This window comes from Marinomonas sp., assembly GCF_039940335.1.
Lineage (GTDB): Bacteria > Pseudomonadota > Gammaproteobacteria > Pseudomonadales > Marinomonadaceae > Marinomonas.
Map to the genome: position 1 here is coordinate 125610 of NZ_JBDVGW010000016.1, position 25214 is coordinate 150823.

The following is a 25214-nucleotide window of genomic DNA, read 5'->3' on the forward strand; positions in this document are numbered from 1 at the left end:
ATTACACCTCGACTTGTGCAGGAGCAATGATGTGCAAACGGTCGGTTCGACTTACTTTAGGCAATCGAATATCCGTTACCTGCCAACCAGGATGCACTAGCGTGCCCTGATATGGGCCTTCACCAGTGACGCGACCTTCTAGTTTGATTTGGCTGTTGTCATAATCTGCTGCCACTTCTATGCGACTGTTTTCAGGGCTATGGTTCACCACTTCTAGCGTAAAGTGCCCAGACAAGACTTTTGCACAACCTTTATGGATTTGACGAGCGGCCGCCCCCACATCGCTATCACTGTAATCATCAATATTTTCTTGTAGAAAATCGATGAAGCGTGCTTCTTGTTGCAGAAGCTGCAGTAAATGTAATGCACCATCCGTATTTACTGTGTCTAGTACGGGTGCTGGCACTTCGATTTCACGGATAACTTCTACTGTCTCGGTAATGATTTTTGCTTCAACTTCATTGGCCAATAGCTCGCCATGGCTAAGCTGCTGACAACGGGCCGCATATTCGCCATCACCAAGGTATTTAAAAAATTGCCCAAACGCGCCAACAAAGCGAGCGGCAAAGGATATAGGTTTCAATTCATTACTCATAACTTACCCATTCTGCATTTCTTCAAGCTCAAGCCACCTTTCCATAGTGTTCTCAAGTTGTTGTTCTTTTTCAGCCATTTTGGCCAACGTATCTTGTACTTGTTGTGCATCACCTGCGTAGAAATCCGCCCCGGCGGTGATTTCTTGTAAAGCTTCCACTTCGCTTTCAAGGCTGGCAATCAACTCTGGCATACCATCAAACTCTCGTTGTAGCTTATAACTTAATTTAGCTTTTGGTTTAGGGGCAGCTTTGGCTTCTACAGGTGTTTTTGGTGTTTCAGCAACGGCACTTGGCTTTGCAACCTTTACTTCGTCAGTCTGAGAGGTAGATTCACTTGGGAATTTACCACCTTGTCGAATCCAATCCTGGTAGCCACCAACGTATTCTCGAACACAGCCTTGCCCTTCAAAAGCAATCACACTGGTTACAACATTATCTAGAAATGCCCTGTCATGGCTAACTAACAGTAAGGTGCCGTCATAATTCATTAACAGCTCTTCTAATAACTCTAGCGTTTCTACATCGAGATCATTGGTCGGTTCATCCATCACCAGCAAGTTGGCAGGTTTGGTAAACAGCTTGGCTAATAAAACTCGATTTCGTTCACCACCAGACAATGCTTTAACTGGGGTGCGAGCTCTTTCCGGGGGAAATAGGAAGTCACCTAGATAGCCGATTACATGCTTGTTCTGACCATTGATTTCAATAGTTTCTTTGCCTTCGCCTACGTTCTCAGCAACGGTTTGTTCAGGGTCTAGCTGCTCTCTAAGCTGATCAAAATAAGCCACATTAAGTTTTGTGCCGATGCGCACAGCCCCTTCAGCCGGCTCAAGTTGACCCAATAAAATCTTTAGGAAGGTACTTTTACCACAACCATTAGGTCCAATAAGTCCAATACGGTCGCCTCTTGAAACCACAAGATCCATCGGTTGCAAAATAACTTTGTCATCAAACGCATGAGCAACCTGAGTAAATTCAGCCACCATCTTGCCTGATTTCTCTTTGCTCTCAATCGCCATTTTGGCATTGCCTTGACGGTTAATGCGTTCTGAACGCTCAACCCGCAACGCTTTCAACGCTCGAACACGGCCTTCGTTACGGGTACGACGTGCTTTAATACCTTGTCGAATCCAAACTTCTTCTTCTGCTAGGCGCTTATCGAACAAAGCATTTGCGCGCTCTTCTTCCTCTAGCAGTTTATCTTTAAAGACTAAAAATTCATTAATATTACCGCTGAATGACAATAAATTACCGCGATCAAGCTCAACAATACGGTTAGCCAGCTTTTCAAGAAAACGACGGTCATGGGTAATAAATAGGATCAAACCACGGAACTGCTGAAGTTGCTGTTCCATCCATTCGATCGTGGGTACGTCCAAATGGTTGGTTGGTTCGTCTAGTAGCAAGACATCTGGGTTTGAAATCAAGGCTTGCGCGAGTATCACTCGGCGACGCCATCCCCCAGACAACTCCGACATTAGCTTTTCAGCAGGTAGCGCCAAACGCTGAACCATATGATTCACTCGTTGTTCAAGATCCCAGCCTTGAATTTTGTCTAACTCTACTTGAATATCTCCAAGTTCATCACTGTGATCTGCATCTAGATCTTCTAGCAATTTATAGTAACGAGACATAAGTTCATGAGCTTTACCGGCACCTTCACTTACCACTTCACGTACTGTTTTATCATTTGCATCCGGAAGTTCTTGAGGTAATTGAGCTAGACGCATACCTCCTTCTAAGCGCACTACGCCTTCATCGGCTACCTGCTCACCTGAAATGATTTTCAGCAAAGTAGACTTACCAGCACCATTTCGGCCGATTATAGCAACACGCTCACCAGCGTTGGCAGAAAAACTAATTTTTGAAAGCAATGGGTTGTGCCCGAATGCGACACTGACTTGCTCTAATGACAATAGACTCATATCTATCCAAATAATGTAAAAATTTTGTGGCCGTATATTAGCATTCTTCCGAGCACAGATTCAGCAATTACGCTCATATATTCACAAAAACTCGTGCATATTATACTGTTAGTAATTGTGTAAATAATTTGATAAAAATTCCAAATGCTGCCGTATAAACAGATAAGTCTTGTGTTATCTTACTGATAATAATCTTTAATTATTTTCAGCTAAGTCTGTGTCACATTAGCCGTATGCATGAAAGCGGAGTATTTAATGGAATTAAAAAATAAAATTGGTCCAATCACAGCGGTAGTGGTCACAGGGGCCGCTATAGTCTGGATGGCAACGGGTGATACGGGTTTAACCACCGCGCCTTCCCAAGCCAATCAAAGTAAAACGACAGACACTCAAGTTAATGCCGCAAAAGCCGAATCTGCAATCAGTTATTCAGTACAAGCTCAAACCATTTCAGCTCGCCCAATACAATTGCACCTCCCACTGAGCGGTAAAACGCTTGCGAATGAAACCCTAGAACTAAGAAACACATTTCAAGGTAGGGTCGTACAACTGTTCGCATCCAAGGGAGATACCATCACCGAAGGGCGCTCTATTCTTAAAATCGACACACGCGTCCTAAATAGCCAAATTGAAGAAGCCAAGTTGATTCTGAAACAAAGAACTTTAGAGTATGAAGGCATCAAAAAGCTGTCTTCGAGTAACTACTCAACTAAAGTGAACCTCGCACAGGCGGATTCAAATTTAGCCACCGCTAGAGCAAACTATCAATCTTTATTAATTGACTTAGAAAACGCCAATCTAACGGCGCCTTTTACTGGTGTTCTAAATACTTTAAATGCTCAAAAAGGTGCGTTTCTAACCAACGATGCTTCAGTTGGTACCTTGGTTTCTCTCGACCCCATTAGAGTTCAAGTCAATATACCGCAAAACAAAGTCACCAAAATTGATATCGGGACACTGGCAGACATTACTTTCGAATCAGGTAAAAGTGCTGAAGGCACCGTTTCCTACATAAGCACTACCGCCAACGAAGCAAGCCGCACGATCAGTGTGGAAATATTAGTCGATAACCCCGACAACAAAATTCCGGCGGGATTATCGACTAGCGTGGACTTTTTATTGGATGATCAGAAAGCACAAGCTTTTTCACCCGCCCTGTTAACGCTGGATGATAGCGGTAATACAGCTGTGAAGATTTTAGATGTTGATAATATTGTCACTCTCATGCCAGTGGAGATTGTGAAATCAGAACGTGACAAAGTATGGGTAACAGGCCTACCAGATAACGTAAATATTATTACCGTTGGGCAAGGTTTTGTTGCCCCAGGCGATAAAGTGAACGCTCATTATCAAGACTAAGGATAGATTCGATGCAAAAAGTTATTGAAGCGGCTTTAGCTCGCTCAAGAACCGTAATGATGTTCTTTGTTCTGATACTCATTGCAGGTACGGTTTCATACGTGGAAATAGCAAAGGAAAGTAATCCTGATATTACTATTCCGATGGCCTATGTATCGATTTCACTGGAAGGTATATCTCCAGAAGATGCGGACAGTTTACTGGTACACCCACTAGAGAAAGAGCTAAAAGGATTAGAAGGGCTTAAAGAGTTGCGCTCCACTGCATCCGAGGGTCATGCTTCGATTATTCTTGAATTCGAATCCGGAACAGATATTGATCAAGCCATTATTGATGCTCAGGAAAAAGTTGAGCGCGCTAAAAGTGAACTGCCTGATGACGCTGATGAGCCTAGTGTCAATGAAATCAACCTCTCTACGTTCCCAGTTTTAAGAGTTAATTTATCAGGCAATGTAGATTTTGCCATATTAAGTCGAATGGCTAACAATTTACAAGATACCATCGAGGCCACTGATGGCGTACTTGAAGCCGCCATCAGTGGTGACCGCGAGCAACAAGCACAAATTATTATTCGCCCGGAACAACTCGAAGCATACAATTTATCTTTATCGGATGTAGCCAGCTTCGTCGCCAACAATAACCGCCTTGTTGCCGCCGGCAATCTTGATACTGGTGCGGGTAAATTTGCATTAAAAGTCCCGGGACTCCTAAAAACTAAAGAAGATATTCTAAACCTACCCATAAAAGTTAGCGGTGATGACGTAGTATTGCTAGGAGACATCGCAACAGGTGAACTCACCTTCGAGGATGCTACCAGTTATGCTCGAGTTGCTGGACAACGCAGCATAACCCTTGCTGTATCCAAGCGCGTAGGCGCTAACATCATAGAAACCATCGAAGGCGTTAAGGAGGTGGTCGCTGAACAGAGTCAACATTGGCCAGAAGGTGTCCAATATCAGCTCACGGAAGACCAATCCAAAGAAATAGAAACCTCACTCAACGATCTTTTCAACAATGTGCTCGCTGCTACTTTACTCGTCATGATCGTTATTGTGTGGGCGCTTGGCATTCGTAGTGCACTTTTAGTTGGTCTTGCAATCCCTGGTGCCTTTTTATCCGGCATTCTGTTACTCGACATCCAAGGCTATACCATCAATATGGTGGTATTGTTCGCCCTTATATTAAGTGTTGGCATGTTGGTAGATGGCGCCATTGTAGTGACCGAATACGCCGACCGAAAACTGGCCGAAGGAGCGTCCAAGCAGCAAGCCTACAGTGAAGCTGCCAAACGTATGGCTTGGCCTATTACCGCCTCTACCGCAACGACCTTGGCGGTATTTATGCCATTGTTATTTTGGCCGGACATTGTTGGTGAATTCATGCGTTACATGCCCATCACTATCATTGCCACTTTGGCTTCTTCATTAGTTATGGCGTTAATCGTGATCCCAACTATCGGCTCTATTATAGGTAAGAAAGGCGCCTACTCTGCTGAGATGCTTAATACACTTCGTATCACCGAAACAGGTGATTTAGGATTACTAAAAGGCGCTTCTGGTTTTTATAGTCGCCTATTATCTCAATTGGTTGAGCGTCCAGTATGGGTGCTGCTTTTCACCATCACCCTTATGATAGGCATTTTTATTAGCTACGGTAAGTTTGGTAAGGGTGTAGAGTTTTTCCCGAATGTAGAGCCCGAGGCAGCAAGCCTTGATATTCGCGCCCGCGGAGACTTATCTCTTAATGAAAAAAATTCATTAGTAAAACAAGTTGAGCAACAAGTTCTTGGTTTTCCAGGCCTTAAAAGCACCGTAGTCACGGTTTATTCTACACCTGGAAACAATGCTGCAACTGATAGTATAGGCAGTATGAGTTTAGAGTTTACCGACTGGCATAGTCGTGAGCCTGCAAGTGCCATACTTGATAAAATTCGAGCAAGGACAAATCAGATCCCAGGCATCGAAGTAAGTTCTGAAGTTCAACAAGGCGGCCCTCAATCAGGTGCAGACATACAACTACAACTAAGTTCTGACTTTACAGAGGCATTGAATACGGCCACTGACAAAATCAATGCCGAACTATTAGCAAGGGATGAAATTCTAACCGTTAGTGACAGCCGGTCTTTACCGGGCATTGAATGGCGGATCGACATCGATCGCGCTCAAGCAAGTCGATATGGTGTCGATGTCAACATGCTGGGCAATGTCACTAAACTAGTCACTACAGGAATCACTTTAAGTGACTTCCTTCCCGAGGGCGCAGATGACAAAATTGATATTGTGTTACGTTATCCTGTTGAGCAGCGAAACCTAGAGCAACTAGATCAGTTACAAATCCCAACAGCTCAAGGTAGCATTCCTGCGAGTAACTTTATCCACCGCTACGCTGCGCCAAAGCAAGGAGTAGTCAATAGAACCGACGGCAAAAAAACGGTGACTATTGAGGCGGATGTTAGAGATGGACTGGTAGTCGACGAGGTAATTCAAACCATCAAAGCTGAACTTGATGCTTCTCACCTAGGTGATAATGTCTCTTATGAGTTCCGTGGTAACACCGAAGATCAACAGGAATCCATGATCTTCTTAATGAAAGCCTTTGGAGTGGCTTTCTTTATTATGGCTATTATCCTGGTTACTCAGTTCAATAACTTCTTCCAATGCCTATTGATTTTGAGTGCGGTTATTTTCTCTACGATGGGTGTATTTATTGGTTTAATGGCAAAAGGCGAACCTTTTGGCGTGGTTATGAGTGGTGTTGGTGTCATTGCCTTAGCGGGTATAGTAGTTAACAATAATATTGTCTTGATTGATACTTTTAACAGTTTACGTAAACAAGGCATGCTTGTTCGTGAAGCGGCCATTCGTACAGGGGTGCAACGCTTAAGACCCGTTATGTTAACCACCATTACCACTATTCTCGGTTTATTACCCATGGTGTTCCAGCTCAATATTGATCTTACACATCAGGCAATGAGTGTCGGCGCCCCTTCGGCTCAATGGTGGACTCAACTTTCTACAGCCATTGTTGGCGGGCTAACCTTTGCTACACCTTTAACACTGATACTGACTCCTTGCCTACTGGTATTGGGTTATCGTAAAAAAGAAAAAGCTCAGCTGGAATCAATCCACTTTGATTAAGACATAAAAAACCCTCAATGTTTGACTTAACAAAACATTGAGGGTTTTTTGAGCTAAGTTATTCTAAGAACATAAACTAATCTAGTTGACCTAAGGCTTGCTCAACATCCGCAATAATATCGTCAATATCTTCCAAGCCGACTGATACCCTTACTAAGCCATCAGCAATACCTGCTTTTTGTTTTTCTTCGTCCGTTAAGCGTCCATGGGTTGTTGTAGCAGGATGCGTCACTAAGGTTTTAGTATCGCCCAAGTTACCAGTAATAGACATCAGCTTGGTGCTGTTAATAAAGCGCCAAGCCGAGTCACGCCCACCTTCTAGCTCGAAAGATAGCAGTCCGCCAAAGTCTTTTTGCTGTCGTTTAGCCAGCTCATGGTACTTATGGCTTGGCAAACCACCATAATTTACCTTCTTCACTTTTTCGTGAGCTTCAAGGTATTTCGCCAATTTAATTGCATTAGCGGAATGTGCTGTCATACGCAATGACAAGGTCTCTAAACCATTGAGTAATATCCAAGCATTAAATGGGCTCATGCAAGGCCCAGCACTGCGCATAAAGGCAGTGAAAACATCAACGATTTCTTGGCTTGCAATAAGCGCCCCGCCCAAACAACGACCTTGGCCGTCAATAAACTTGGTGGCCGACTGCATGACGATATCCGCACCCTGAGTAAGAGGGTTCTGTAATGCTGGGGTCGCCAAAACCGTATCAACACAGAGTAAAGCACCTTTGTTGCGTGCTAATTGTGACACTTTCGCCACATCAACCACTTCGTAAAGCGGGTTAGACGGTGTTTCAAAATAGCACAGTCGCGTTTTATCTGTAATGGCCTCTTCCCATGCGGCATAATCTGTAGCATCTACATAGACCACTTCAACACCAAACTTAACCGTATAGGTATTGAAAAACTTCACGGTAGAACCAAATATATTACGTGAACAAACCACGCGATCGCCGGCACTTAGTAAGCTGTACGCCAGAGTCATAAGCGCAGCCATGCCCGAACTTGTTGCAATGGCGGCCTCACCTTTCTCTAGAGTGGCTAAACGCTTTTCAAACAAACTTACGGTTGGATTAGTAAAACGGGAATATACATTACCGTCATCATCACCAGAGAACTTACCGGCGGCCTCTTCAGCACTGGCATAGGCGAAGCTAGAAGTCATGAATATAGCTTCACTATTCTCCTGCTCTTGGGTTTGTGCAACACCTGCATGTATAGCATTTGTCGCATCTTTAAAATTCGACATTTTTTATCCTTAAATACTCGCTGAACGTTGAATGCATAATTTAGTGTAGATTACATTGGGTGCATCATATCGCTGGATGTCGTCACTTCAACATTGATTTTATTAATATCATTACGGCTGCCTTCTAAATTGGCCAAATAGTCCGCATCAATATTGCCAGTAATGTAGGTCGCGTCGAAAACTGAGGTATCAAATTCGCGTACCTCTGAGTGTTTTTCATCAATACATGCTTCAATTAGATCATCAAGATCTTGGAAGATCAGCTTATCAGCGCCTATTAACTCACAGATATCATCCACAGTGCGATTGTGAGCAATCAATTCATGGGCTGCTGGCATATCGATACCATAAACATTTGGATAACGAACTTCAGGGGCTGCTGAGGCGATATACACCTTCTTAGCGCCTGCCTCACGAGCCATTTCAATGATTTCCTTACTGGTCGTACCACGGACGATAGAGTCATCCACCAACAGAACGGTTTTATCTTTAAATTCAAATGGCACAGGGTTAAGTTTCTGGCGAACAGATTTTTTACGCACCGCTTGGCCCGGCATAATAAAGGTACGGCCAATGTAGCGGTTTTTCACTAAGCCTTCACGGAATGGAATCTCAAGGGTCTGAGCAATTTGTAGCGCTGCTGTGCGGCTGGTGTCCGGAATTGGGATAACCACATCAATATCATGCCCTATCCATTCGCGCTGAATTTTTTCAGCCAAACGGTCACCCATATTAATACGGGCTTTATAAACCGAAATACTATCAATGACAGTATCTGGACGAGCAAAATAAACGTATTCAAACAAACATGGTCGAGGCACTTTTTTAGGCGTACATTGACGCATGTGCACCTTATGATTAACGTCTAAAAAGATCGCTTCACCTGGTTGAATATCACGCTCCACTTTAAAGCCAGCAGCATCCAGTGCTACGCTTTCAGAAGCAACCATGTACTCAATACCTTGTTCTGTTTCACGTGATCCATAAATCAATGGGCGAATCCCATCTGGGTCACGAAACGCAAGAATGCCATAACCAGTAATGAGGGCGGCAACAGCATAACCACCTTCGATACGCTGATAAACCCGCTCCAATGCATTAAAGATGTCATCAGGAATTGGCACTAATTTGCCTTCTTCGTGTAACTCATGAGCTAATACGTTGACCAGCACTTCGGAATCTGAAGTGGTATTGATATGACGTAGGTCTGACTCAAACACTTCACGCTTTAGCTTCGCCGTATTGGTAAGGTTGCCGTTATGCGCAAGCGAAATGCCGTATGGAGAGTTTACATAAAAAGGCTGAGCTTCAGCGGAGCTTGAAGTGCCTGCCGTTGGGTAACGAACATGGCCAATGCCAATATTCCCAAGTAGTTTTTTCATGTGACGTGTACGGAACACTTCACTGACCGGACCATTGTCTTTACGTAAACATAAACGTCCATTATGGCTTGTGACCATACCCGCAGCATCCTGCCCACGATGCTGAAGAAGCGTTAACGCATCAAAGATTGCTTGGTTAACTATAGACGTGCCTACGACACCAACGATACCACACATGTTCTAGATCCTCGTATTGGGAAACGGCGGCTGGTTCAGCCGCAACAGGTTTTAACAATTTGATTTAATTGACTAACAACTAACTGCTTAAGGCTCGGTCAATTAGACTTGGATTAACAAACTCCGAACCTTTACCAAGCATTTCTCTTGTCCAATCTTTTAATAGTACTAGCTGTGGAATCAGCTGAGAGGATTTCCACATATCTGTTTTTTCAATAGCGGGGCTCAAACTTAATAGCGAAACGAAGGCCACCACAACCATACTGCCACGCGCAAACCCAAACACCATTCCGAGCACTCTATCAGTACTGCTTAGCCCGGTAACTTGAATTAAAGAGCCTAACAAAAAGCTAACCAATGCACCCACTACCAAACTTGCAATAAACAAGGAGACAAAAGCGACAATGTATCGAATCTGATCACTCTGTACTTGTTCGACTAATAAGGCCTGCATCTGATCGGAAAATTTTACAGAGACAACAAAAGCAACGACCCAAGTGACTAATGAAAGAATTTCTTTAACAAAGCCGCGCTTCAAACTTAACAAGGTAGAAATCACTACCACCGCAATAATTAACCAATCCAAGGTGGAAATCGCACTTAACTGATCCATCAAAACCTCATCTCAATGATACGTCCTAGTAAACCCTATAACGGGAGCTTACAAATTATGTTCTACTAATTCACAGAATACTTAATAACAAAACCGCTTAAACGGAAATCTTTCTTAATTTGCTCACGAGCCTTATCCGATACTTCACGTTTAAACTCAGGTCCTACATAGACTTTATAAAGAGAGTTAACTGTAATACTGTAGGCGTCATAATTGGCACTCTTTAATTTAGCGACCAAGCGCTGAGCGTTTTCCTGACTCTTAAAGGTAGCAATTTGTAACGTCCATCGTTCCGCAGGCTTAGTCGTAACGACAGGTGCCGAAGTCCCTTTCGCAACAGAAGTGCTCTTAGTGGGCTTAGCCTTTTCAATAACAGGGACTTTAGCGGTTGGTTTTTCAATTAGGTTGGTAACGGTTTTATGAGCATTAGTCTGTTGAGGAACAGGAATAAGCTGAATATCATCACTGGTAGTGTTTTCGGAAGTCGAATTGGGTGCCTGAGTTATTTCTTCTAAACTTTGTACAGGGTCAATTTTTTGTACGACAAATTCGGGCGCTTTCGCTAACTCAACTTGCCTGTCTAATTCTGCAGGGCGTTCGCCATCTAGCACCAAAGGTAAAAGCGCCGCTGCCGACAAAACCATTATCCCGGCACCAATCAATCTAAATTTAATGGTGTTATCGATCATAGTTCATCCTGAGTACGTTGCGATAAAAGGTAGTCAGTTACCGTTACAAACGACCCAAATACGATTAGAGCACAGTTCTCTTTTTGTGCCATTTGATACGCCGCTTGATAGGCTAACGTTACGCTTGCATAGGCTTGACTTTTAGCTGCCACATTGGCTGGCAACATGTTTACGATTTCTTCGCCTTTCGATCCTCTCGGAGCATTCAAATCTGCACAGAACCAAGCACCAAACGAGCCATTTAAGTGCTCTACAACTTTCGTAATGTCTTTGTCTTTTAACATGCCACACACAGCAATAGCAGGCTTATCTAACTCAGCCAGCTTAATCGCCAACTGCTGAGCCGCTTCAGGGTTATGAGCAACATCTAAAAAAGTTAATGGTTCACTCGACACTTGTTGAAATCTGCCCGTCATTTGACAGCTCGTAAACAAATCCACTAATTCAGCATTTTTTGGAACTAGCCCCATATAAGTCAATACAGCGACAGCAGTTGCCGCATTTTCTAGAGGCAATTTAGGCATTGGCAGGGATGTGTAATTTGACTCCCCTACTGCACAAGACCAAGATTTAGTGCCTTGGTAAAGGTGAAAATCAACGCCCTTTTGATATAAGTCAGCACCGATTTTCTTAGCAGTTTCAGCCAAAGACTCAGGGGGGGCGTTCACACCACTTACTAGCAGTTTTCCGGCACGAGCAATTCCAACTTTTTCTTGAGCAATAACCTCTAAACTGTCTCCTAACCAATCGGTGTGATCTAGAGCAATGGAGGTCACGACCGCCACATCGGTATCAACCATATTGACGGAATCAAGACGACCACCTAACCCAACTTCAAGCACCCAATAGTCAAGCTGTTGCTGATCAAAAATCCATAATGCGGCAAGGGTACTGAATTCGAAGTAAGTGAGAGAAATATCACCTCTTAAGGCTTCGATAGTTTCGAAAGCTTGGCAAATTAATGCATCATCACAAGGGATGCTATTAAGGGCGATACGCTCATTGAAAGCGATAAAATGAGGAGAAGTATAGGTACCAACACGATGTCCTCGTGCGGTGAGAAATTGCGTCAATAAAGTACAGGTAGAGCCTTTACCATTGGTGCCAGCGACTGTAATGATTTTTGCTTTAGGCCGGCCAATATTTAATTTGGCCAGCACCTTAGCACCACGCTCAAGACCAAGCTCAATTTCAGTGGGGTGCTGGCTTTCAATATATGAAAGCCAGGCATCCAATGACGGTTGGGTCATTTAATTAAGCCGCCTTGTTGGTAAGCAATGAAAGAATATTATGCAAACGCTGACGCATGTCTTTGCGCGTAATAATCATATCAAGAGCACCTTTATCCAATAAGAACTCACTGCGCTGGAAACCTTCTGGAAGTTTTTCACGAACAGTTTGCTCAATAACGCGAGGGCCAGCAAAACCAATCAAGGCATTTGGCTCAGCGACGTTTAGATCACCTAGCATAGCAAGAGATGCAGAAACACCACCAAACACAGGGTCAGTCATTACCGAAATATACGGAATGCCTTCTTGCTTCATGCGTTCAAGACCTGCACTGGTTTTTGCCATTTGCATAAGAGAAATTAATGCTTCTTGCATACGAGCACCACCACTTGCAGAAAAACACACAAGCGGGATACGTTTTTCAAGACAAACATTCACAGCTTGAATAAAACGCTCACCAACGATGGCTCCCATAGAACCGCCTAGGAAGCTAAATTCAAAGGCAACGGCAACAACCGGCATGCCGTTTAACACACCTTCCATTGCGACCAAAGCGTCTTTCTCGCCTGTTGCTTTCTGAGCGGCAACGATACGATCTTTATAACGCTTAGAATCTTTAAACTTAAGTTTGTCCTCTGGCTCTAAGTGAGCACCGATTTCTTGACGGCCTTCTTTGTCCAAGAACAAATCTAAGCGACGGCGCGCGCCAACACGTAGGTGGTGTTCACACTTAGGACAAACATCTTGGTTTTTTTCAAGCTCTGGGCGATACAGTACGCTTTCACACTTAGGACATTTTTTCCATAAGCCTTCAGGTACAGAACCTGCAGATTTCTTCGACTCACTGCGTACAATCGAAGGAACAAATTTATCTAGCCAGCTACTCATTTAATTCTCCATATCTTTGTAAGCTAATGCTTAGGCGTCCATTTCGGTACGCATAGGCTTTAAAATCGCCCCTAACGCATTAGCAATGTATTCTTTTTCGCGTTCTTGATTTTCAGCAATGGCATTTACTAGCACACTGCCTACAATGACACCATCAGCGCATCGGCTAACCGCTGCGGCTGTTTTTGCATCACGAATACCAAAACCCACCCCAATTGGTAGGTCAGTAATCGTGCGCAATGAATCTACATGCTGCTTGACACTATCCACATCAAGTTCAGCAGAACCTGTGACACCTTTTACCGAAACGTAATATACGTAGCCTGAAGCTAGGTCACATATCTTTTTAGCGCGTTCAGGTGTTGTTGTCGGCGCTAATAGGTAAATCAGGTCAATCTCATTTGCTTTGAAGTATTCTACTACATCTGTCGCTTCTTCTGGAGCCAGATCGACTAATAAAATACCGTCTACACCCGCTTCTTTTGCTGCATCGGAAAATGCTTGATAGCCGAAGAATTCAATTGGGTTCAAGTAGCCCATCAAAACCACTGGGGTTTCATTATCCGTTTGACGGAATTCACGGATAATATCAAGTACTTTACGAACACTTGTACCCGCAGCTAAGCTTCTCTCACACGCTAATTGGATAACCGGGCCATCTGCCATAGGGTCTGAGAACGGCATACCAATTTCAATAACATCGGCACCCGCAGCCACCAACTCATTCATAATGGTGACAGTATGGTTCGGTGTTGGGTCGCCAGCGGTAATATACGGAATGAGCGCCTTTTTACCAGATTTTTCTAAATTTTCAAAACACTGTTTTATACGACTCATACTTCAATACCATCCAATTGCGCTACTGTCAGAATATCTTTATCACCACGGCCCGATAAATTCACCACGACAATTTGGTCTTTATCCATAGTCGCTGCCAGTTTCATACCGTAGGCAACCGCATGGCTTGACTCAAGGGCAGGCATTATACCTTCAAGACGGGTTAAGTCACGGAAGCCATCCATCGCCTCATCATCATTGATTGCCACATAGTTGGCACGACCAATATCTTTTAGCCATGCATGCTCAGGGCCCACGCCCGGGTAATCCAAACCTGCCGATATAGAATGGGTGCCGATAATCTGACCATCATCATCCGCCATTACATAGGTACGGTTTCCGTGTAGCACCCCAGGACGACCCGCAGACAAAGGTGCTGCATGACGACCCGTCTCGATTCCATCGCCGCCAGCCTCAACACCATACATGGCAACAGATTCATCTTTAATGAAGGGGTAGAACATGCCAATAGCATTAGAACCACCACCAACACAAGCGACGACCGCATCCGGTAAGCGCCCTTCTTGCTCTATACATTGCGCCTTAGCCTCACGACCGATCACGGCTTGGAAATCACGAACCAATTTAGGGTATGGATGCGGCCCTGCGGCAGTACCTATAATGTAGAAGGTATCATCAACATTACCCACCCAATACCGCATGGCTTCGTTTAACGCATCTTTAAGGGTTTTCGTACCTGATTCAACCGATATCACTTCAGCGCCTAACAGTTTCATACGATAAACGTTTAGAGACTGACGACGAATATCTTCTGCCCCCATGAATACCTTACACTTAAGACCAAGGCGTGCTGCAACCGTTGCTGACGCAACACCGTGCTGACCTGCGCCCGTTTCGGCTATAATATTCGGCTTACCCATATGTTTAGCCAACAAAGCTTGGCCAATGGTATTGTTAATTTTGTGAGCACCAGTGTGATTTAAATCTTCACGCTTTAGATAGATTTTTGCGCCACCCGCCCTTTCAGTAAGACGTTCTGCAAAGTACAAAGGCGAAGGACGACCAACATAATGCGCCAAATCCTTATCAAAAGCGGCTTGAAATTCTTGGTCTTTAGAAAGGCGTTCGTACATCTCAGTCAGATCATCAAGTGCGGCCATTAAGGTTTCCGACACAAATACGCCACCATACTGACCAAAACGGCCATGGGAATCCGGCAATTCTTGGTTGATATCTTTAATATCCACTTTTTGCTCCACTGATAAATTCTTTTACTTTAAATTTGTTTTTAATGCCTTTCGACAATTCTACACCACCACTGACATCAACAGCGTATGGTTTAGTTGCTTTTACTGCTAATTTTACATTTTCTGGAGTTAATCCCCCAGCGAGCACTATTGGCTTAGGCATTTCACTTGGTATAGCCCCCCAATCAAAAGACTCTCCTGTACCTCCCGGAACTCCAGGCTTGTAGGCATCGAGTAAGATAGCTAAGGCACTTGGAAAAGATTCGGCTTGCGTTTTAATATCCGCACCGTCTTTCATTCGTAAAGCTTTTATGTAAGGTCGATCATATTTTACGCAGCCAGACTCTACTTCATCACCATGAAATTGAATCAACCAACGTGAGTTTTGGGACACCACTTGTGTTACCTGTTCTTCGCTGGCATTGACAAACAAAGCAACAGGCGTCACAAAAGGAGGTAATTTCTCAACAATAGCATTGGCTTGCGCTGGACTGATGTAACGGGGGCTTGGCGGATAAAACACAAAACCTAAAGCATCAGCTCCCTCTTCGCACGCATGCAGCGCATCCTCCAGGTTAGTGATGCCACAAATCTTAACTCGACAGGTCATAAGCAGGCTCTTGAATGAAGGGTAAAAAATGCGGCCCTAGAGGGACTTGGGGGACGTCGAAGTGCTCCGGATATTGTGCATCGACAAAATATAAACCTGTTGGTGGGGCTGTCACCCCACCCTGAGCTCGATCTTTAGCATTAAGTACTTGCTCAGCCCACGCAGCTGGCTTCTCGCCCGCACCGACACTCATCAGCACACCCGCAAAGTTACGGATCATATGATGTAAAAAGGCATTAGCGCGAACATCTAAGACAATATAATGCCCTATTTGCTGAATATCGAAATTTAAAATGGTTCGAATTGGACTGTTCGCCTGACAACCGATAGCACGAAATGAAGTGAAATCATGAGTGCCTAAAAAGACCTTACACGCCTGCTGCATCGCGGTGACATCTAGAGGTTTGTAAGTCCAAGTTACACCTTTAGACAAAACCGCAGGACGAATCGCTGAAGAATATATCACATAGCGATAACGACGACTTATAGCACTAAAACGTGCATGAAAGTCCTCACTCACCCCTCTTGCTGCGACTACGGCGATATCCGCGGGAAGATGAGAGTTAACGCCTAATGTCCACGCGCGCATAGGACGATCACAGTCGGTTTCAAAGTGCACAACTTGCGCGCTGGCGTGTACGCCTGCATCAGTTCGTCCTGCACAAATCACCGTGACGGGATGATTTGCGATCACACTTAGTGCTTTTTCTAAATTCTCCTGAACTGTTGCCACACCGTATTTCTGAGCTTGCCAGCCTTTGTAAGCACTGCCATCATATTCAACAACCAATACCACTTTATTTCTAGTCACTTGGGAACATCCGCTCCATCATACTCTTCGCTTCTGCTACTTGTTGCTCATTACCCGTCTTTGCGACATCTTCGAAAATCACACGCGCACCTTCATCATCGCCCATATCCATGTAGGCACGGGCTAGATCCAGTTTAGTGGCCACTTCATCACCACTGGCGTCAAAGAAATCAAACTCTTCTTCATCATCACTTTCTACTTCGTCTTCAATGGCATCTTCAACACCAAAGGACGGAGCTTCAATCTCTTCTTGTGCTTCTGCTAACGTTTCTTCAATTGAATTTGCAAGTGCTTCATTGGGGTCTTGATCAAAGACTGCAGACTCGTCAACATCATCTTGTTCAACGTCATTCAGCAAACTAGAAACAAAAGATTCTTCTTCACTAATTTCTTCTTCATCAAGATCATTAAGTCCGTCCAGTTCATCAATAACATCTTCAAGTGGGTCAACCGTTGGTACAGATTCTTCTTCAATTGTTTCGTCTTCATCTTCGAAATCAATTTCCCCGAAGTCGTTTTCAAGCTCATCAACTTCTGGAGCAAGTTCCATTTCTGGTTCATCGTCTTCCGGAAATTCAAACTCATCTGCTAACTCAGTTTCTTCCACCTCAAAGGATTCTTCTTCAAAAACATCTAAGTCATCAGAAACTTCAGAGTTATCATTAAAATCAAAGGCAAATGGATCTTCTTCAACAACAGGCTCTGGTTCCTCTTCAGTAACCGCTTCCGCAACAGGTGCTGCCGCAACTGTTGCTAATGCCGCACCTCTGGCGAGATCAAATTCATCAGCTGCGCGTTCATCTTCTTTCTTTTTGCCGCCTTTACGCAGCAACATACCACCTAAGAAACCAAGTAACATTAGGACCACGGCACCGATGGAAACGATGATCGAATTACCAAAAATTTTATTGAAAAGCGAGTTTTCTTCCGCTAGTTCTTTTTCACGACGCACTTGATCCGCCTCTAAAAGCTGATCCACCGTGTTTTTCTGTTCTTGCAGCGCTTGTTGCGCCTGACTAAATTGCAATTGCAATTCCGCCATTTGCTTGTCTTTTAGACTAATTAACTGCTCAAGTGTCGCTAACTGCTGATTTAAATCTCCAAGCTTGTCTGATAGCTCTGCTTTTTCTCGCTGCTCTTTATCTAACAACTCTTGAGAGGCCGATAATTGGTTTTTTAATTCAGCAACAGCCTGACCGCCACCAGCATTAGAACTAGCGTTAGATTGAGGTAAAACACTTTGCCCTGAAGCCAGCGTTAGCTTGTCGCTTGTTGATGTTTTATTACCGGAAGCGCTCTTAGACTGAGCTTGAGTATTTAACTGAGCTTGCTCAACACCACGTGAGGCATTATTGGATTTAAGTGCCATCCAAGCTTGATGTTGGCGCTCGAACTCTTGTTGAGACATAGATTGATTAAACAAAGCAATCTGATCTTCAGTAGGCAACCTTAAAATAGCGCCTTCTTTCAGCAAGTTAATGTTGTTAGCATAGAAAGCTTCTTGGTTAAGAGCCTGAATCGCCATCATAGTTTGATAAATAGTTAACTGGTTGCCTTGACGATTTTGATTGGCAATTGACCACAGCGTATTACCCTTCACCACATCAAGCTCTGCACGAACTGGCAATTGATTTGCACTGGATACTGCATCTTTGAAAACACTACTAGGTGTGTCAGTTGCACCAGCTAAACTAGCTGCCTGAACCACTTCGCTTTGAGATTTTTCAACACGAGCAGATTGTTGCAATGGCGTAAGATATTCACGAACCACCTGCCCACTAGGCCAGCGTGCGGCCAAGACAAAATGCAGTTCTTCGGCCTGCAAAGGGGCATCCGAACTAACTTGCACGACCAAGCGACCATTAGATTGAGTGACATCAAACTTCAATTCAGAAAGTATTCGGGTAGGCGCTAATCCGGCTTGGCGAAACTCACTTTCGCTACCAAGACGGACTAAAATATCATTGCTGGTCAGGCCTGCGGCATCAGAGATAACGATTTGGCCACGATAGGGCTCATCCACATTTGAATTAGAGGTTAACTCACCCAATTCCAGAGCTTGGCTACTGGACGCGTATAGTAAGCTTGAAACGGCCATACTAATGAGGGTTTTCCTAAGCATATGCTTCCCTTAATTAACAAAAGTGGATATGTGAATTTTATAAGTATCTTACACAGGTGACTATTTATCAATAGCTTTAGAATCAATGGTTTGTATTGTCTTCCCATGAAGACAATTTTCACTGAATAATTGCTCTTCTAGTGACCATATCCTACTCTTTTAATCATTAAATCCCACACACCGTTTACCTCACCACCCCATATACATTGCAACCCGACGTAAGAATGAAAACCACTAAGTTGCTTGGCTTTAATGCCCCATAGTTAGATGCAAAGCAGTAAGTTTTTCGACATAAAAAAACCTCGCCAGATAACATCTGACGAGGTTCGATTATTGCGAACAATAATTGGTAGAGCTTGGGTTACATCATTCCACCCATGCCACCCATTCCGCCCATGCCACCCATATCAGGCATTGGTGCACTTTCAGGTGCAGGAATGTCAGCAATCATAGCTTCAGTAGTAATCATTAGACCGGCAACAGACGCTGCTGCTTGTAGCGCAGAACGCGTAACTTTTGCTGGATCTAGGATACCCATATCTAGCATATCACCGTATTCACCAGAAGCTGCGTTGTAACCATAGTTACCTTCGCCCTGCTTCACTTTATCAACCACAACTGATGCTTCTGCGCCAGCATTGGCAACGATTTGACGCATTGGAGCTTCCATAGCACGTAGCGCTAGAACGATACCTACGTTTTGATCTTCGTTATCACCTAGAAGGCCTGATACTTTAGTTAGTGCACGAACGAGTGCAACACCACCACCAGCAACGACACCTTCTTCTACCGCAGCACGTGTTGCGTGAAGCGCATCGTCTACACGAGCTTTTTTCTCTTTCATCGCGATTTCAGTCGCCGCACCGATTTTAATAACCGCTACACCACCTGCCAACTTCGCAACGCGCTCTTGCAACTTCTCTTTGTCGTAGTCTGAAGTTGAGCTAGCGATTTCTGCACGAATTTGATCAACACGACCTGTAATAGCTTGAGCATCGCCTGCACCATCAACAATCGTTGTGCTTTCTTTAGTCAAAGTAACACGTTTAGCCGTGCCTAGCTGCTCGATACTTGTTGTTTCTAGAGAGAAACCAACTTCTTCAGAGATCACTGTCGCACCCGTTAGAATCGCAATGTCTTCTAACATAGCTTTACGACGGTCACCAAAACCAGGTGCTTTAGCCGCGGCAACTTTCACGATACCGCGCATGCTGTTCACAACCAGTGTTGCAAGCGCTTCGCCCTCAACATCTTCAGCAATGATAAGCAATGGACGAGAAGCCTTGGCAACACCTTCCAATACTGGTAGCAAGTCGCGGATGTTAGAGATCTTCTTATCAACCAACAAGATAAATGGATTTTCTAACTCAGCACTCATAGTCTCTTGGTTGTTAATGAAGTAAGGAGATAGGTAACCGCGATCAAACTGCATACCCTCAACTACTGCTAGCTCGTCTTCAAAGCCAGAACCTTCTTCAACGGTAATCACGCCTTCTTTACCTACACGCTCCATCGCTTCAGCAATGATTTTACCAACAGAAGCATCAGAGTTAGCAGAAATAGTACCAACTTGCTCAACAGCACGAGTGTCGGCACAAGGTGTAGACAACGCAGCAACTTCTTTTACAACCGCTTCAGTTGCTTTATCGATACCACGCTTAAGATCCATTGGGTTACGACCCGCAGCAACAGCTTTAAGACCTTCAACAACGATAGCTTGCGCAAGAACCGTTGCCGTTGTCGTACCATCACCGGCCACATCGTTGGCTTGAGATGCGACTTCTTTAACCATTTGCGCGCCCATGTTTTCGAACTTATTTTCTAGTTCGATTTCTTTTGCTACGGACACACCATCTTTGGTGACAAGCGGCGCACCAAAAGACTTTTCAATAATTACGTTGCGACCTTTAGGGCCCAAAGTTACTTTTACTGCATCAGCAAGTACGTTCACGCCTTTCAGCATTTGCTGGCGAGCGCTATCGCCAAATTTAACTTCTTTAGCTGCCATTTTTATATACCTTAAACTGTTTTAAATACGATAAAACGAATTAGCATTGTGAAAAATATGATTAGGCTTCTACTACGCCGTAAATCTCATCTTCTTTCATAATCAACAATTCTTCACCATTGATTTTAACGGTTTGACCTGAGTACTGGCCGAATAACACAGTGTCACCAACGCTAACAGCCAATGCCTGCACATCACCATTAGACTGAATACGGCCAGTGCCAACAGCCAAGACCTCGCCTTGAGTAGGCTTCTCGGTCGCAGATCCAGGCAGTACGATACCAGATGCAGTTGTTGTCTCTTCTTCTTTACGTCGAACAACAACGCGATCATGCAAAGGACGAATATTCATTGATCATTCTCTCCAATTAAAACAATACCAGGACTCCCCTGGCGGGAATATTCTCGCTTATAGCGAGAAACTATATCGACTTCTTATATACGGCTAACAAAACGCATTTCAACCCCATATATCGAAATTATTTTTTATTTATCAGGTCATTTTCTTCATTCACATATTCACCTTCAATGATGTCACCTTGCTGAGCGGTGGGTCCGCCTCGCCAATGACGTCCTCGAGTCATAATGCTGCTCATGAATTTAACAATTAGGCCCGCTGCAAAAAGTTTGCGCAAAGGGGAAATCAACAACAACGCACCCAGTGCATCAGTCATAAATCCTGGTATCAATAAACACAGGCCAGCAAACATCAACATAACCCCTTCCGCCATCTCCGATGCAGGCAATTCACCTCGTTGCATTTTCTGTTGGGCTTTTAGGGAGGTCGCAAGGCCTTGCTTACGAATGAGTGTCACACCTACAATAGCGGTTAAGAAAACCAAACCTACTGTGGCCAAGCTACCAATTTGACCACCGACTTTGATCAACACAGTCATTTCTATAATTGGTATTAAAATAAACAGTAACAGAGCAAATCTCATGATCACCTTCTTTGTATCGAGTTCAGATAAATATCTATGGGCAGTGTAATGACTAATCAAGCAATGGAACACTTTAAATCACAAGTGTTCCTTATTTTAAGCGAAACTCTGACAGGTGAATGCATTTCATACGGCGAAGTAGCCAAACAGGCTGGATTCCCAGGCTATGCCCGTCAAGTTGGGCAATTACTAAAAAAACTTCCCAAAGACACCAAGTTGCCTTGGCATCGGGTGGTCAATGCACAGAAACGCATTAGTTTTGCGGAAAACACAGACGCCTATGTAAGGCAGAGAACAAAGCTGGAAGAAGAAGGTTGGCTCATCGTAGGTACTAAGCTCACCCTCCAAGAGAAAAAAGGGCCACTTAACAAAGCAGCCCTATCTAACTAGTCTCTAAAATTAGTAAATTGAACAGGCTGTTTTAGATCCGCACCGCGTAACAGTGCCATCACTTGCTGCAAGTCATCACGTTTTTTACCAGTAACACGTAATTGGTCACCTTGAATTTGTGCTTGCACTTTCACTTTACTTTCTTTGATCATTTTAACAATGCGCTTGGCCTCATCGGTTTCTAAGCCTTCTTTCATTTTTACAGCTTGAGAGGCACGCATGTTACCTTTTTCTATATCATCTTTTTCTAAACTTTTTAAATCTATGCCACGGTTGACCAATTTTTGATTTAGAATATCAGACATCTGGCGAAGTTGAGGTTCTGCCTCAGCCTCCATAACAACCGCTTTATCTTTGATCTCATAGCCGGCTTTAACACCTTTGAAATCATATCGTGTTGTTATTTCTCTGTTAGCTTGATCCACCGCGTTGGTGACTTCGTGCCAGTCAAGCTCGGAAACTACGTCAAATGATGGCATATTATGCTCCTTTGCAATTTAGATAATGGAATTTTGCGGGATGATAACAGGGATTCAAAGAAAACACCTAATGGAAAACACCACATGAAAAAAACACCTTGGCTCGTGGTTGGCGCGGGCGCCATTGGTTTATTCTGGGCCTGTAAGCTCGAAAAACTAGGGTACCCAGTGCATCTTGTTTATCGAAGCGAAAAACCTGGCAAGAAAATCACTTTGGATAGTTTTGATGAGGATGACCCTCAGCAACCTGTGACGTCTATCCACAAAATCAAAAGCTTTAAAGTGGATGAACTGTCCAAACAATACGATCAGGTCTTGTTTTGTACCAAAGCCTATGATCTCAATACGGCATTCCAAAGCGTCGAGCACTACCTCACAGAGCAGGCGACCATCGCTTGTTTATGCAATGGTTTGGGCGCACAACAACTGGTACAAAAACAACTTAAACCAACTCAAACACTTTGGGCTGGCGTGACCAGTGAAGGCGCACTAAAGTTAGATTCGAATAGAGTTAAGCACACAGGGTTTGGCGACACCTATTTCGGTCTTTGGGATGCCCAACATAAAGCGGTTAATTTCCCCATTGAGTCACTACAAATCACCAACATCCATCAAAAACTCATAGAAAAGCTCGCGATCAATGCCGTAATCAACCCCATCACTGCCGTATTTGGGCTTTATAATGGTGAAGTATTAGATGATGATTACTCAAATCTTTTCCATCAGGCTCTTGCAGAGCTCGACCAGCTTTTCAGTCACCCAAAATTTCTTTACTCCGAGCAGAGCAAACACCTCACCTTAGACACCCTGACTCATAGAGTGAGTAATGTCGCCAAGCTGACTCGCCTAAACCGCTCATCTATGCATGAGGACATTCGTTTACACCGCCCCACCGAAAACCAATTTATTTCTGGTTTTCTTATCGACAACAGCCCTATTGAAATGCCTATACAGACCTTGCTGTATCAAGCGATTAAATGCGAAGAACACGAGCCTTTAGAGAAGCTCAAAAAAAAGCTCCTAAGCGTTGCTTAGGAGCTTTTTAAAAGACACCAAACCTTTATTATATTTTGGTGATTTTTTCTTTCGTCAGCAGGATTTTCTTGTCTTTATAAAGCGCACCTAAAGCTTTTTTATAGGTTGCTTTACTCACTTTAAAAACCGCATAGATGGCTTCAGGAGAGGCTTTGTCGGTTAACGGCGACTCTCCTCCATGCTTATCTAAGTAATCCAAAATATCATCTAAGATATTCTTAACTTTTTTATAACCTACTTCTTGTAGGCTTAAATCAATCTTGCCATCTTCACGCATCTGCTTGATAAAACCGGTGGTTTTCTCGCCTTTACGCAGTTGTCTAAAGGCATCATCAAAGAACAGCACACCCCAAAAGCGGTTATCAATTACACACTTAAAACCGATATTGGTTTTATCACCAATAATGATAGAAACTTTATCGCCAACCTTGTATGGCGCTTCTTCACGGTTAAGCAAGGCATCTACTTTGGTTGTAGCAACAATACGATTGGTAAACTGGTCCAAATAAATAAAAAGTAGGTGCGTTTCACCCTCTTCCACACGGTTTTTCTGCTGACTAAAGGGCACTAACAAGTCTTTTGGCAAGCCCCAGTCAAAGAACGCGCCTACTTGGTTAACGGCTACAGAGGTTAATGCCGCAAACTCTCCCACTTGTGCTTTGGGTAAATCCGTCGTGGCGATCAATTTATCATCAGAATCCAAATAAACAAAAACATCAATCTCTTGATCTAACTTAAGACCTTTGGGTACATAGCGTTTTGGCAGTAAAATTTCACCTAGTTGCCCAGCATCTAAGTACACGCCAAAATCTTTTTCTTTTACGACTCTTAAAGTATTTAAGCGTCCAATATTTGCTGTCATGGTTTCTCCAACTCGCTTTTTTGCGCACTATACGCACTTAAAATAGAAGCACAAGACCTCACCTTTAAGAGCGATCAATTTTATTTATTGCTCATCCACTTTCATGCAAGAGGCAAAGGACTCATCTAACACCTCACGGCCCAGTGACTCCATTTTGGCTATGTTATTTTCTGGTATGTCTGCAGTATCACCATAATATTCAATGGCCTTTTCAAGACTTTCTTCACGCAGCAGATGAAGCATAGGATATGGAGAACGATTAGTATAATTTGAAACATCATCAGGGTCAGTTCCAGAAAAGCAGTATTCAGGGTGGAAAGTCGCCAGTTGATACACACCCTCACAACCTTGTTCATACATGAGGTTTTCCGCTAGGTCGACAAAGTCTAGATACCGGAAAAAATCTTTAAATAAGGTAGGAAATACTAAAAGCGTGGTTTCCGTTTCTGGGTGCTGGTCAAGCCATTGTACTTCTGCGATCAGCTCTTCAAGAGCAACATCAGGCTTTTTAGAACGTAACACGACTACTTTGACTGTCTCTCGCTCCACTTCTCGTTTCGCAAACGGACAAACATTATGTTTGATAATAAATTCATTCACCCATTTCATGGTCTGGGTGGTAACCAACTCATCCGTTAATTGCATAGCCGTCTTCTTATCAAT

At 43.7% G+C, this 25214-nt stretch carries 23 protein-coding genes; 4 read left to right on the plus strand and 19 right to left on the minus strand.

Annotated elements, in window-relative coordinates:
- Nucleotide 1 precedes the first annotated feature (1 nt).
- Nucleotides 2-595, minus strand: coding sequence for a DUF2760 domain-containing protein (locus ABJF92_RS15660; protein WP_446816709.1), 594 nt, complete (start codon nt 593-595; stop codon nt 2-4).
- A 3-nt stretch (nt 596-598) separates the two neighbouring features.
- Nucleotides 599-2521 carry an ATP-binding cassette domain-containing protein gene (locus tag ABJF92_RS15665; protein ID WP_446816710.1) on the minus strand — a complete coding sequence of 641 codons (1923 nt, stop codon included), beginning with the start codon at nt 2519-2521 and terminating at the stop codon, nt 599-601.
- Between the two features lie 255 nt (nt 2522-2776).
- Here ABJF92_RS15665 and ABJF92_RS15670 point away from each other — a divergent pair, with 255 nt between their 5' ends.
- Nucleotides 2777-3880, plus strand: coding sequence for an efflux RND transporter periplasmic adaptor subunit (locus ABJF92_RS15670; protein ID WP_446816711.1), 1104 nt, complete (start codon nt 2777-2779; stop codon nt 3878-3880).
- 11 nt (nt 3881-3891) lie between these two features.
- On the plus strand, nt 3892-7017 hold the full coding sequence (locus tag ABJF92_RS15675) for an efflux RND transporter permease subunit (protein WP_446816712.1): 3126 nt from the start codon (nt 3892-3894) through the stop codon (nt 7015-7017).
- 76 nt (nt 7018-7093) lie between these two features.
- Here the strand turns inward: ABJF92_RS15675 and ABJF92_RS15680 are convergent, their stop codons facing one another.
- From ABJF92_RS15680 to ABJF92_RS15745, 14 genes are all read right to left on the minus strand, one after another.
- On the minus strand, nt 7094-8269 hold the full coding sequence (locus tag ABJF92_RS15680; protein ID WP_446816713.1) for an O-succinylhomoserine sulfhydrylase: 1176 nt from the start codon (nt 8267-8269) through the stop codon (nt 7094-7096).
- A gap of 50 nt (nt 8270-8319) precedes the next feature.
- Complete coding sequence (gene purF / locus ABJF92_RS15685) at nt 8320-9828, minus strand: amidophosphoribosyltransferase (RefSeq protein ID WP_446816714.1); 1509 nt, start codon at nt 9826-9828, stop codon at nt 8320-8322.
- A gap of 79 nt (nt 9829-9907) precedes the next feature.
- A complete protein-coding gene (locus ABJF92_RS15690; RefSeq protein ID WP_446816715.1) occupies nt 9908-10441 on the minus strand; it encodes a CvpA family protein in 534 nt (177 codons plus the stop codon).
- Between the two features lie 65 nt (nt 10442-10506).
- Nucleotides 10507-11130: an SPOR domain-containing protein gene (locus tag ABJF92_RS15695; protein ID WP_446816716.1), complete on the minus strand. Its 624-nt coding sequence runs from the start codon at nt 11128-11130 to the stop codon at nt 10507-10509.
- Nucleotides 11127-12380, minus strand: coding sequence for a bifunctional tetrahydrofolate synthase/dihydrofolate synthase (gene folC, locus ABJF92_RS15700; protein ID WP_446816717.1), 1254 nt, complete (start codon nt 12378-12380; stop codon nt 11127-11129). Before folC ends, ABJF92_RS15695 begins: the two co-directional genes overlap by 4 nt.
- A 4-nt stretch (nt 12381-12384) precedes the next feature.
- A complete protein-coding gene (accD, locus tag ABJF92_RS15705) occupies nt 12385-13248 on the minus strand; it encodes an acetyl-CoA carboxylase, carboxyltransferase subunit beta (protein ID WP_445977244.1) in 864 nt (287 codons plus the stop codon).
- Between the two features lie 30 nt (nt 13249-13278).
- Nucleotides 13279-14085, minus strand: coding sequence for a tryptophan synthase subunit alpha (gene trpA / locus ABJF92_RS15710; RefSeq protein WP_446816718.1), 807 nt, complete (start codon nt 14083-14085; stop codon nt 13279-13281).
- Complete coding sequence (gene trpB, locus ABJF92_RS15715; RefSeq protein WP_446816719.1) at nt 14082-15293, minus strand: tryptophan synthase subunit beta; 1212 nt, start codon at nt 15291-15293, stop codon at nt 14082-14084. The genes trpA and trpB overlap by 4 nt, the downstream gene beginning before the upstream one ends.
- Nucleotides 15283-15903 (minus strand): phosphoribosylanthranilate isomerase, encoded by a 621-nt coding sequence (locus ABJF92_RS15720; RefSeq protein ID WP_446816720.1) that lies wholly within the window; start codon nt 15901-15903, stop codon nt 15283-15285. Before ABJF92_RS15720 ends, trpB begins: the two co-directional genes overlap by 11 nt.
- Nucleotides 15887-16714 carry a tRNA pseudouridine(38-40) synthase TruA gene (gene truA / locus ABJF92_RS15725; RefSeq protein ID WP_446816721.1) on the minus strand — a complete coding sequence of 276 codons (828 nt, stop codon included), beginning with the start codon at nt 16712-16714 and terminating at the stop codon, nt 15887-15889. Before truA ends, ABJF92_RS15720 begins: the two co-directional genes overlap by 17 nt.
- A complete protein-coding gene (locus ABJF92_RS15730; protein WP_446816722.1) occupies nt 16707-18836 on the minus strand; it encodes a FimV/HubP family polar landmark protein in 2130 nt (709 codons plus the stop codon). The genes truA and ABJF92_RS15730 overlap by 8 nt, the downstream gene beginning before the upstream one ends.
- 361 nt (nt 18837-19197) lie before the next feature.
- Entirely contained in the window at nt 19198-20844 is a 1647-nt protein-coding gene (groL, locus tag ABJF92_RS15735; protein ID WP_446816723.1) for a chaperonin GroEL, read from the minus strand.
- 61 nt (nt 20845-20905) lie between these two features.
- Nucleotides 20906-21196 (minus strand): co-chaperone GroES, encoded by a 291-nt coding sequence (locus ABJF92_RS15740; protein WP_024022707.1) that lies wholly within the window; start codon nt 21194-21196, stop codon nt 20906-20908.
- A gap of 127 nt (nt 21197-21323) precedes the next feature.
- Nucleotides 21324-21785: an FxsA family protein gene (locus tag ABJF92_RS15745; protein ID WP_446816724.1), complete on the minus strand. Its 462-nt coding sequence runs from the start codon at nt 21783-21785 to the stop codon at nt 21324-21326.
- Between the two features lie 48 nt (nt 21786-21833).
- On the opposite strand from ABJF92_RS15745, the gene ABJF92_RS15750 reads away from it, so the two are divergent.
- Nucleotides 21834-22175, plus strand: a complete 342-nt coding sequence (locus ABJF92_RS15750) for an MGMT family protein (RefSeq protein ID WP_446816725.1) — start codon at nt 21834-21836, stop codon at nt 22173-22175.
- Here the strand turns inward: ABJF92_RS15750 and ABJF92_RS15755 are convergent.
- The gene (locus ABJF92_RS15755; protein ID WP_446816726.1) at nt 22172-22654 is read right to left on the minus strand and encodes a YajQ family cyclic di-GMP-binding protein; all 483 of its coding nucleotides are present in this window, start codon (nt 22652-22654) and stop codon (nt 22172-22174) included. The two genes, ABJF92_RS15750 and ABJF92_RS15755, sit on opposite strands and share 4 nt — an antisense overlap.
- Before the next feature lie 84 nt (nt 22655-22738).
- Between ABJF92_RS15755 and ABJF92_RS15760 the strand changes: the two genes are divergently transcribed.
- Complete coding sequence (locus tag ABJF92_RS15760) at nt 22739-23689, plus strand: ketopantoate reductase family protein (RefSeq protein ID WP_446816727.1); 951 nt, start codon at nt 22739-22741, stop codon at nt 23687-23689.
- Nucleotides 23690-23717: 28 nt separating this feature from the next.
- Here the strand turns inward: ABJF92_RS15760 and ABJF92_RS15765 are convergent, their stop codons facing one another.
- Together ABJF92_RS15765 and ABJF92_RS15770 are read right to left on the minus strand one after the other, a co-directional pair.
- On the minus strand, nt 23718-24551 hold the full coding sequence (locus ABJF92_RS15765) for a CvfB family protein (protein WP_446816728.1): 834 nt from the start codon (nt 24549-24551) through the stop codon (nt 23718-23720).
- Between the two features lie 84 nt (nt 24552-24635).
- Nucleotides 24636-25196, minus strand: coding sequence for a DUF1415 domain-containing protein (locus tag ABJF92_RS15770; protein ID WP_446816729.1), 561 nt, complete (start codon nt 25194-25196; stop codon nt 24636-24638).
- Between the last annotated feature and the right edge of the window lie 18 nt (nt 25197-25214).

Bases quoted from the DNA above. Each gene is read 5' to 3' on its own strand.
- ABJF92_RS15660 (WP_446816709.1), bottom strand. From the start codon at position 595: ATGAGTAATGAATTGAAACCTATATCCTTTGCCGCTCGCTTTGTTGGC.
- ABJF92_RS15665 (WP_446816710.1), bottom strand. From the start codon at position 2,521: ATGAGTCTATTGTCATTAGAGCAAGTCAGTGTCGCATTCGGGCACAAC.
- ABJF92_RS15670 (WP_446816711.1), top strand. From the start codon at position 2,777: ATGGAATTAAAAAATAAAATTGGTCCAATCACAGCGGTAGTGGTCACA.
- ABJF92_RS15675 (WP_446816712.1), top strand. From the start codon at position 3,892: ATGCAAAAAGTTATTGAAGCGGCTTTAGCTCGCTCAAGAACCGTAATG.
- ABJF92_RS15680 (WP_446816713.1), bottom strand. From the start codon at position 8,269: ATGTCGAATTTTAAAGATGCGACAAATGCTATACATGCAGGTGTTGCA.
- purF (WP_446816714.1), bottom strand. From the start codon at position 9,828: ATGTGTGGTATCGTTGGTGTCGTAGGCACGTCTATAGTTAACCAAGCA.
- ABJF92_RS15690 (WP_446816715.1), bottom strand. From the start codon at position 10,441: ATGGATCAGTTAAGTGCGATTTCCACCTTGGATTGGTTAATTATTGCG.
- ABJF92_RS15695 (WP_446816716.1), bottom strand. From the start codon at position 11,130: ATGATCGATAACACCATTAAATTTAGATTGATTGGTGCCGGGATAATG.
- folC (WP_446816717.1), bottom strand. From the start codon at position 12,380: ATGACCCAACCGTCATTGGATGCCTGGCTTTCATATATTGAAAGCCAG.
- accD (WP_445977244.1), bottom strand. From the start codon at position 13,248: ATGAGTAGCTGGCTAGATAAATTTGTTCCTTCGATTGTACGCAGTGAG.
- trpA (WP_446816718.1), bottom strand. From the start codon at position 14,085: ATGAGTCGTATAAAACAGTGTTTTGAAAATTTAGAAAAATCTGGTAAA.
- ABJF92_RS15720 (WP_446816720.1), bottom strand. From the start codon at position 15,903: ATGACCTGTCGAGTTAAGATTTGTGGCATCACTAACCTGGAGGATGCG.
- ABJF92_RS15730 (WP_446816722.1), bottom strand. From the start codon at position 18,836: ATGCTTAGGAAAACCCTCATTAGTATGGCCGTTTCAAGCTTACTATAC.
- groL (WP_446816723.1), bottom strand. From the start codon at position 20,844: ATGGCAGCTAAAGAAGTTAAATTTGGCGATAGCGCTCGCCAGCAAATG.
- ABJF92_RS15740 (WP_024022707.1), bottom strand. From the start codon at position 21,196: ATGAATATTCGTCCTTTGCATGATCGCGTTGTTGTTCGACGTAAAGAA.
- ABJF92_RS15745 (WP_446816724.1), bottom strand. From the start codon at position 21,785: ATGAGATTTGCTCTGTTACTGTTTATTTTAATACCAATTATAGAAATG.
- ABJF92_RS15750 (WP_446816725.1), top strand. From the start codon at position 21,834: ATGACTAATCAAGCAATGGAACACTTTAAATCACAAGTGTTCCTTATT.
- ABJF92_RS15755 (WP_446816726.1), bottom strand. From the start codon at position 22,654: ATGCCATCATTTGACGTAGTTTCCGAGCTTGACTGGCACGAAGTCACC.
- ABJF92_RS15760 (WP_446816727.1), top strand. From the start codon at position 22,739: ATGAAAAAAACACCTTGGCTCGTGGTTGGCGCGGGCGCCATTGGTTTA.
- ABJF92_RS15765 (WP_446816728.1), bottom strand. From the start codon at position 24,551: ATGACAGCAAATATTGGACGCTTAAATACTTTAAGAGTCGTAAAAGAA.
- ABJF92_RS15770 (WP_446816729.1), bottom strand. From the start codon at position 25,196: ATGCAATTAACGGATGAGTTGGTTACCACCCAGACCATGAAATGGGTG.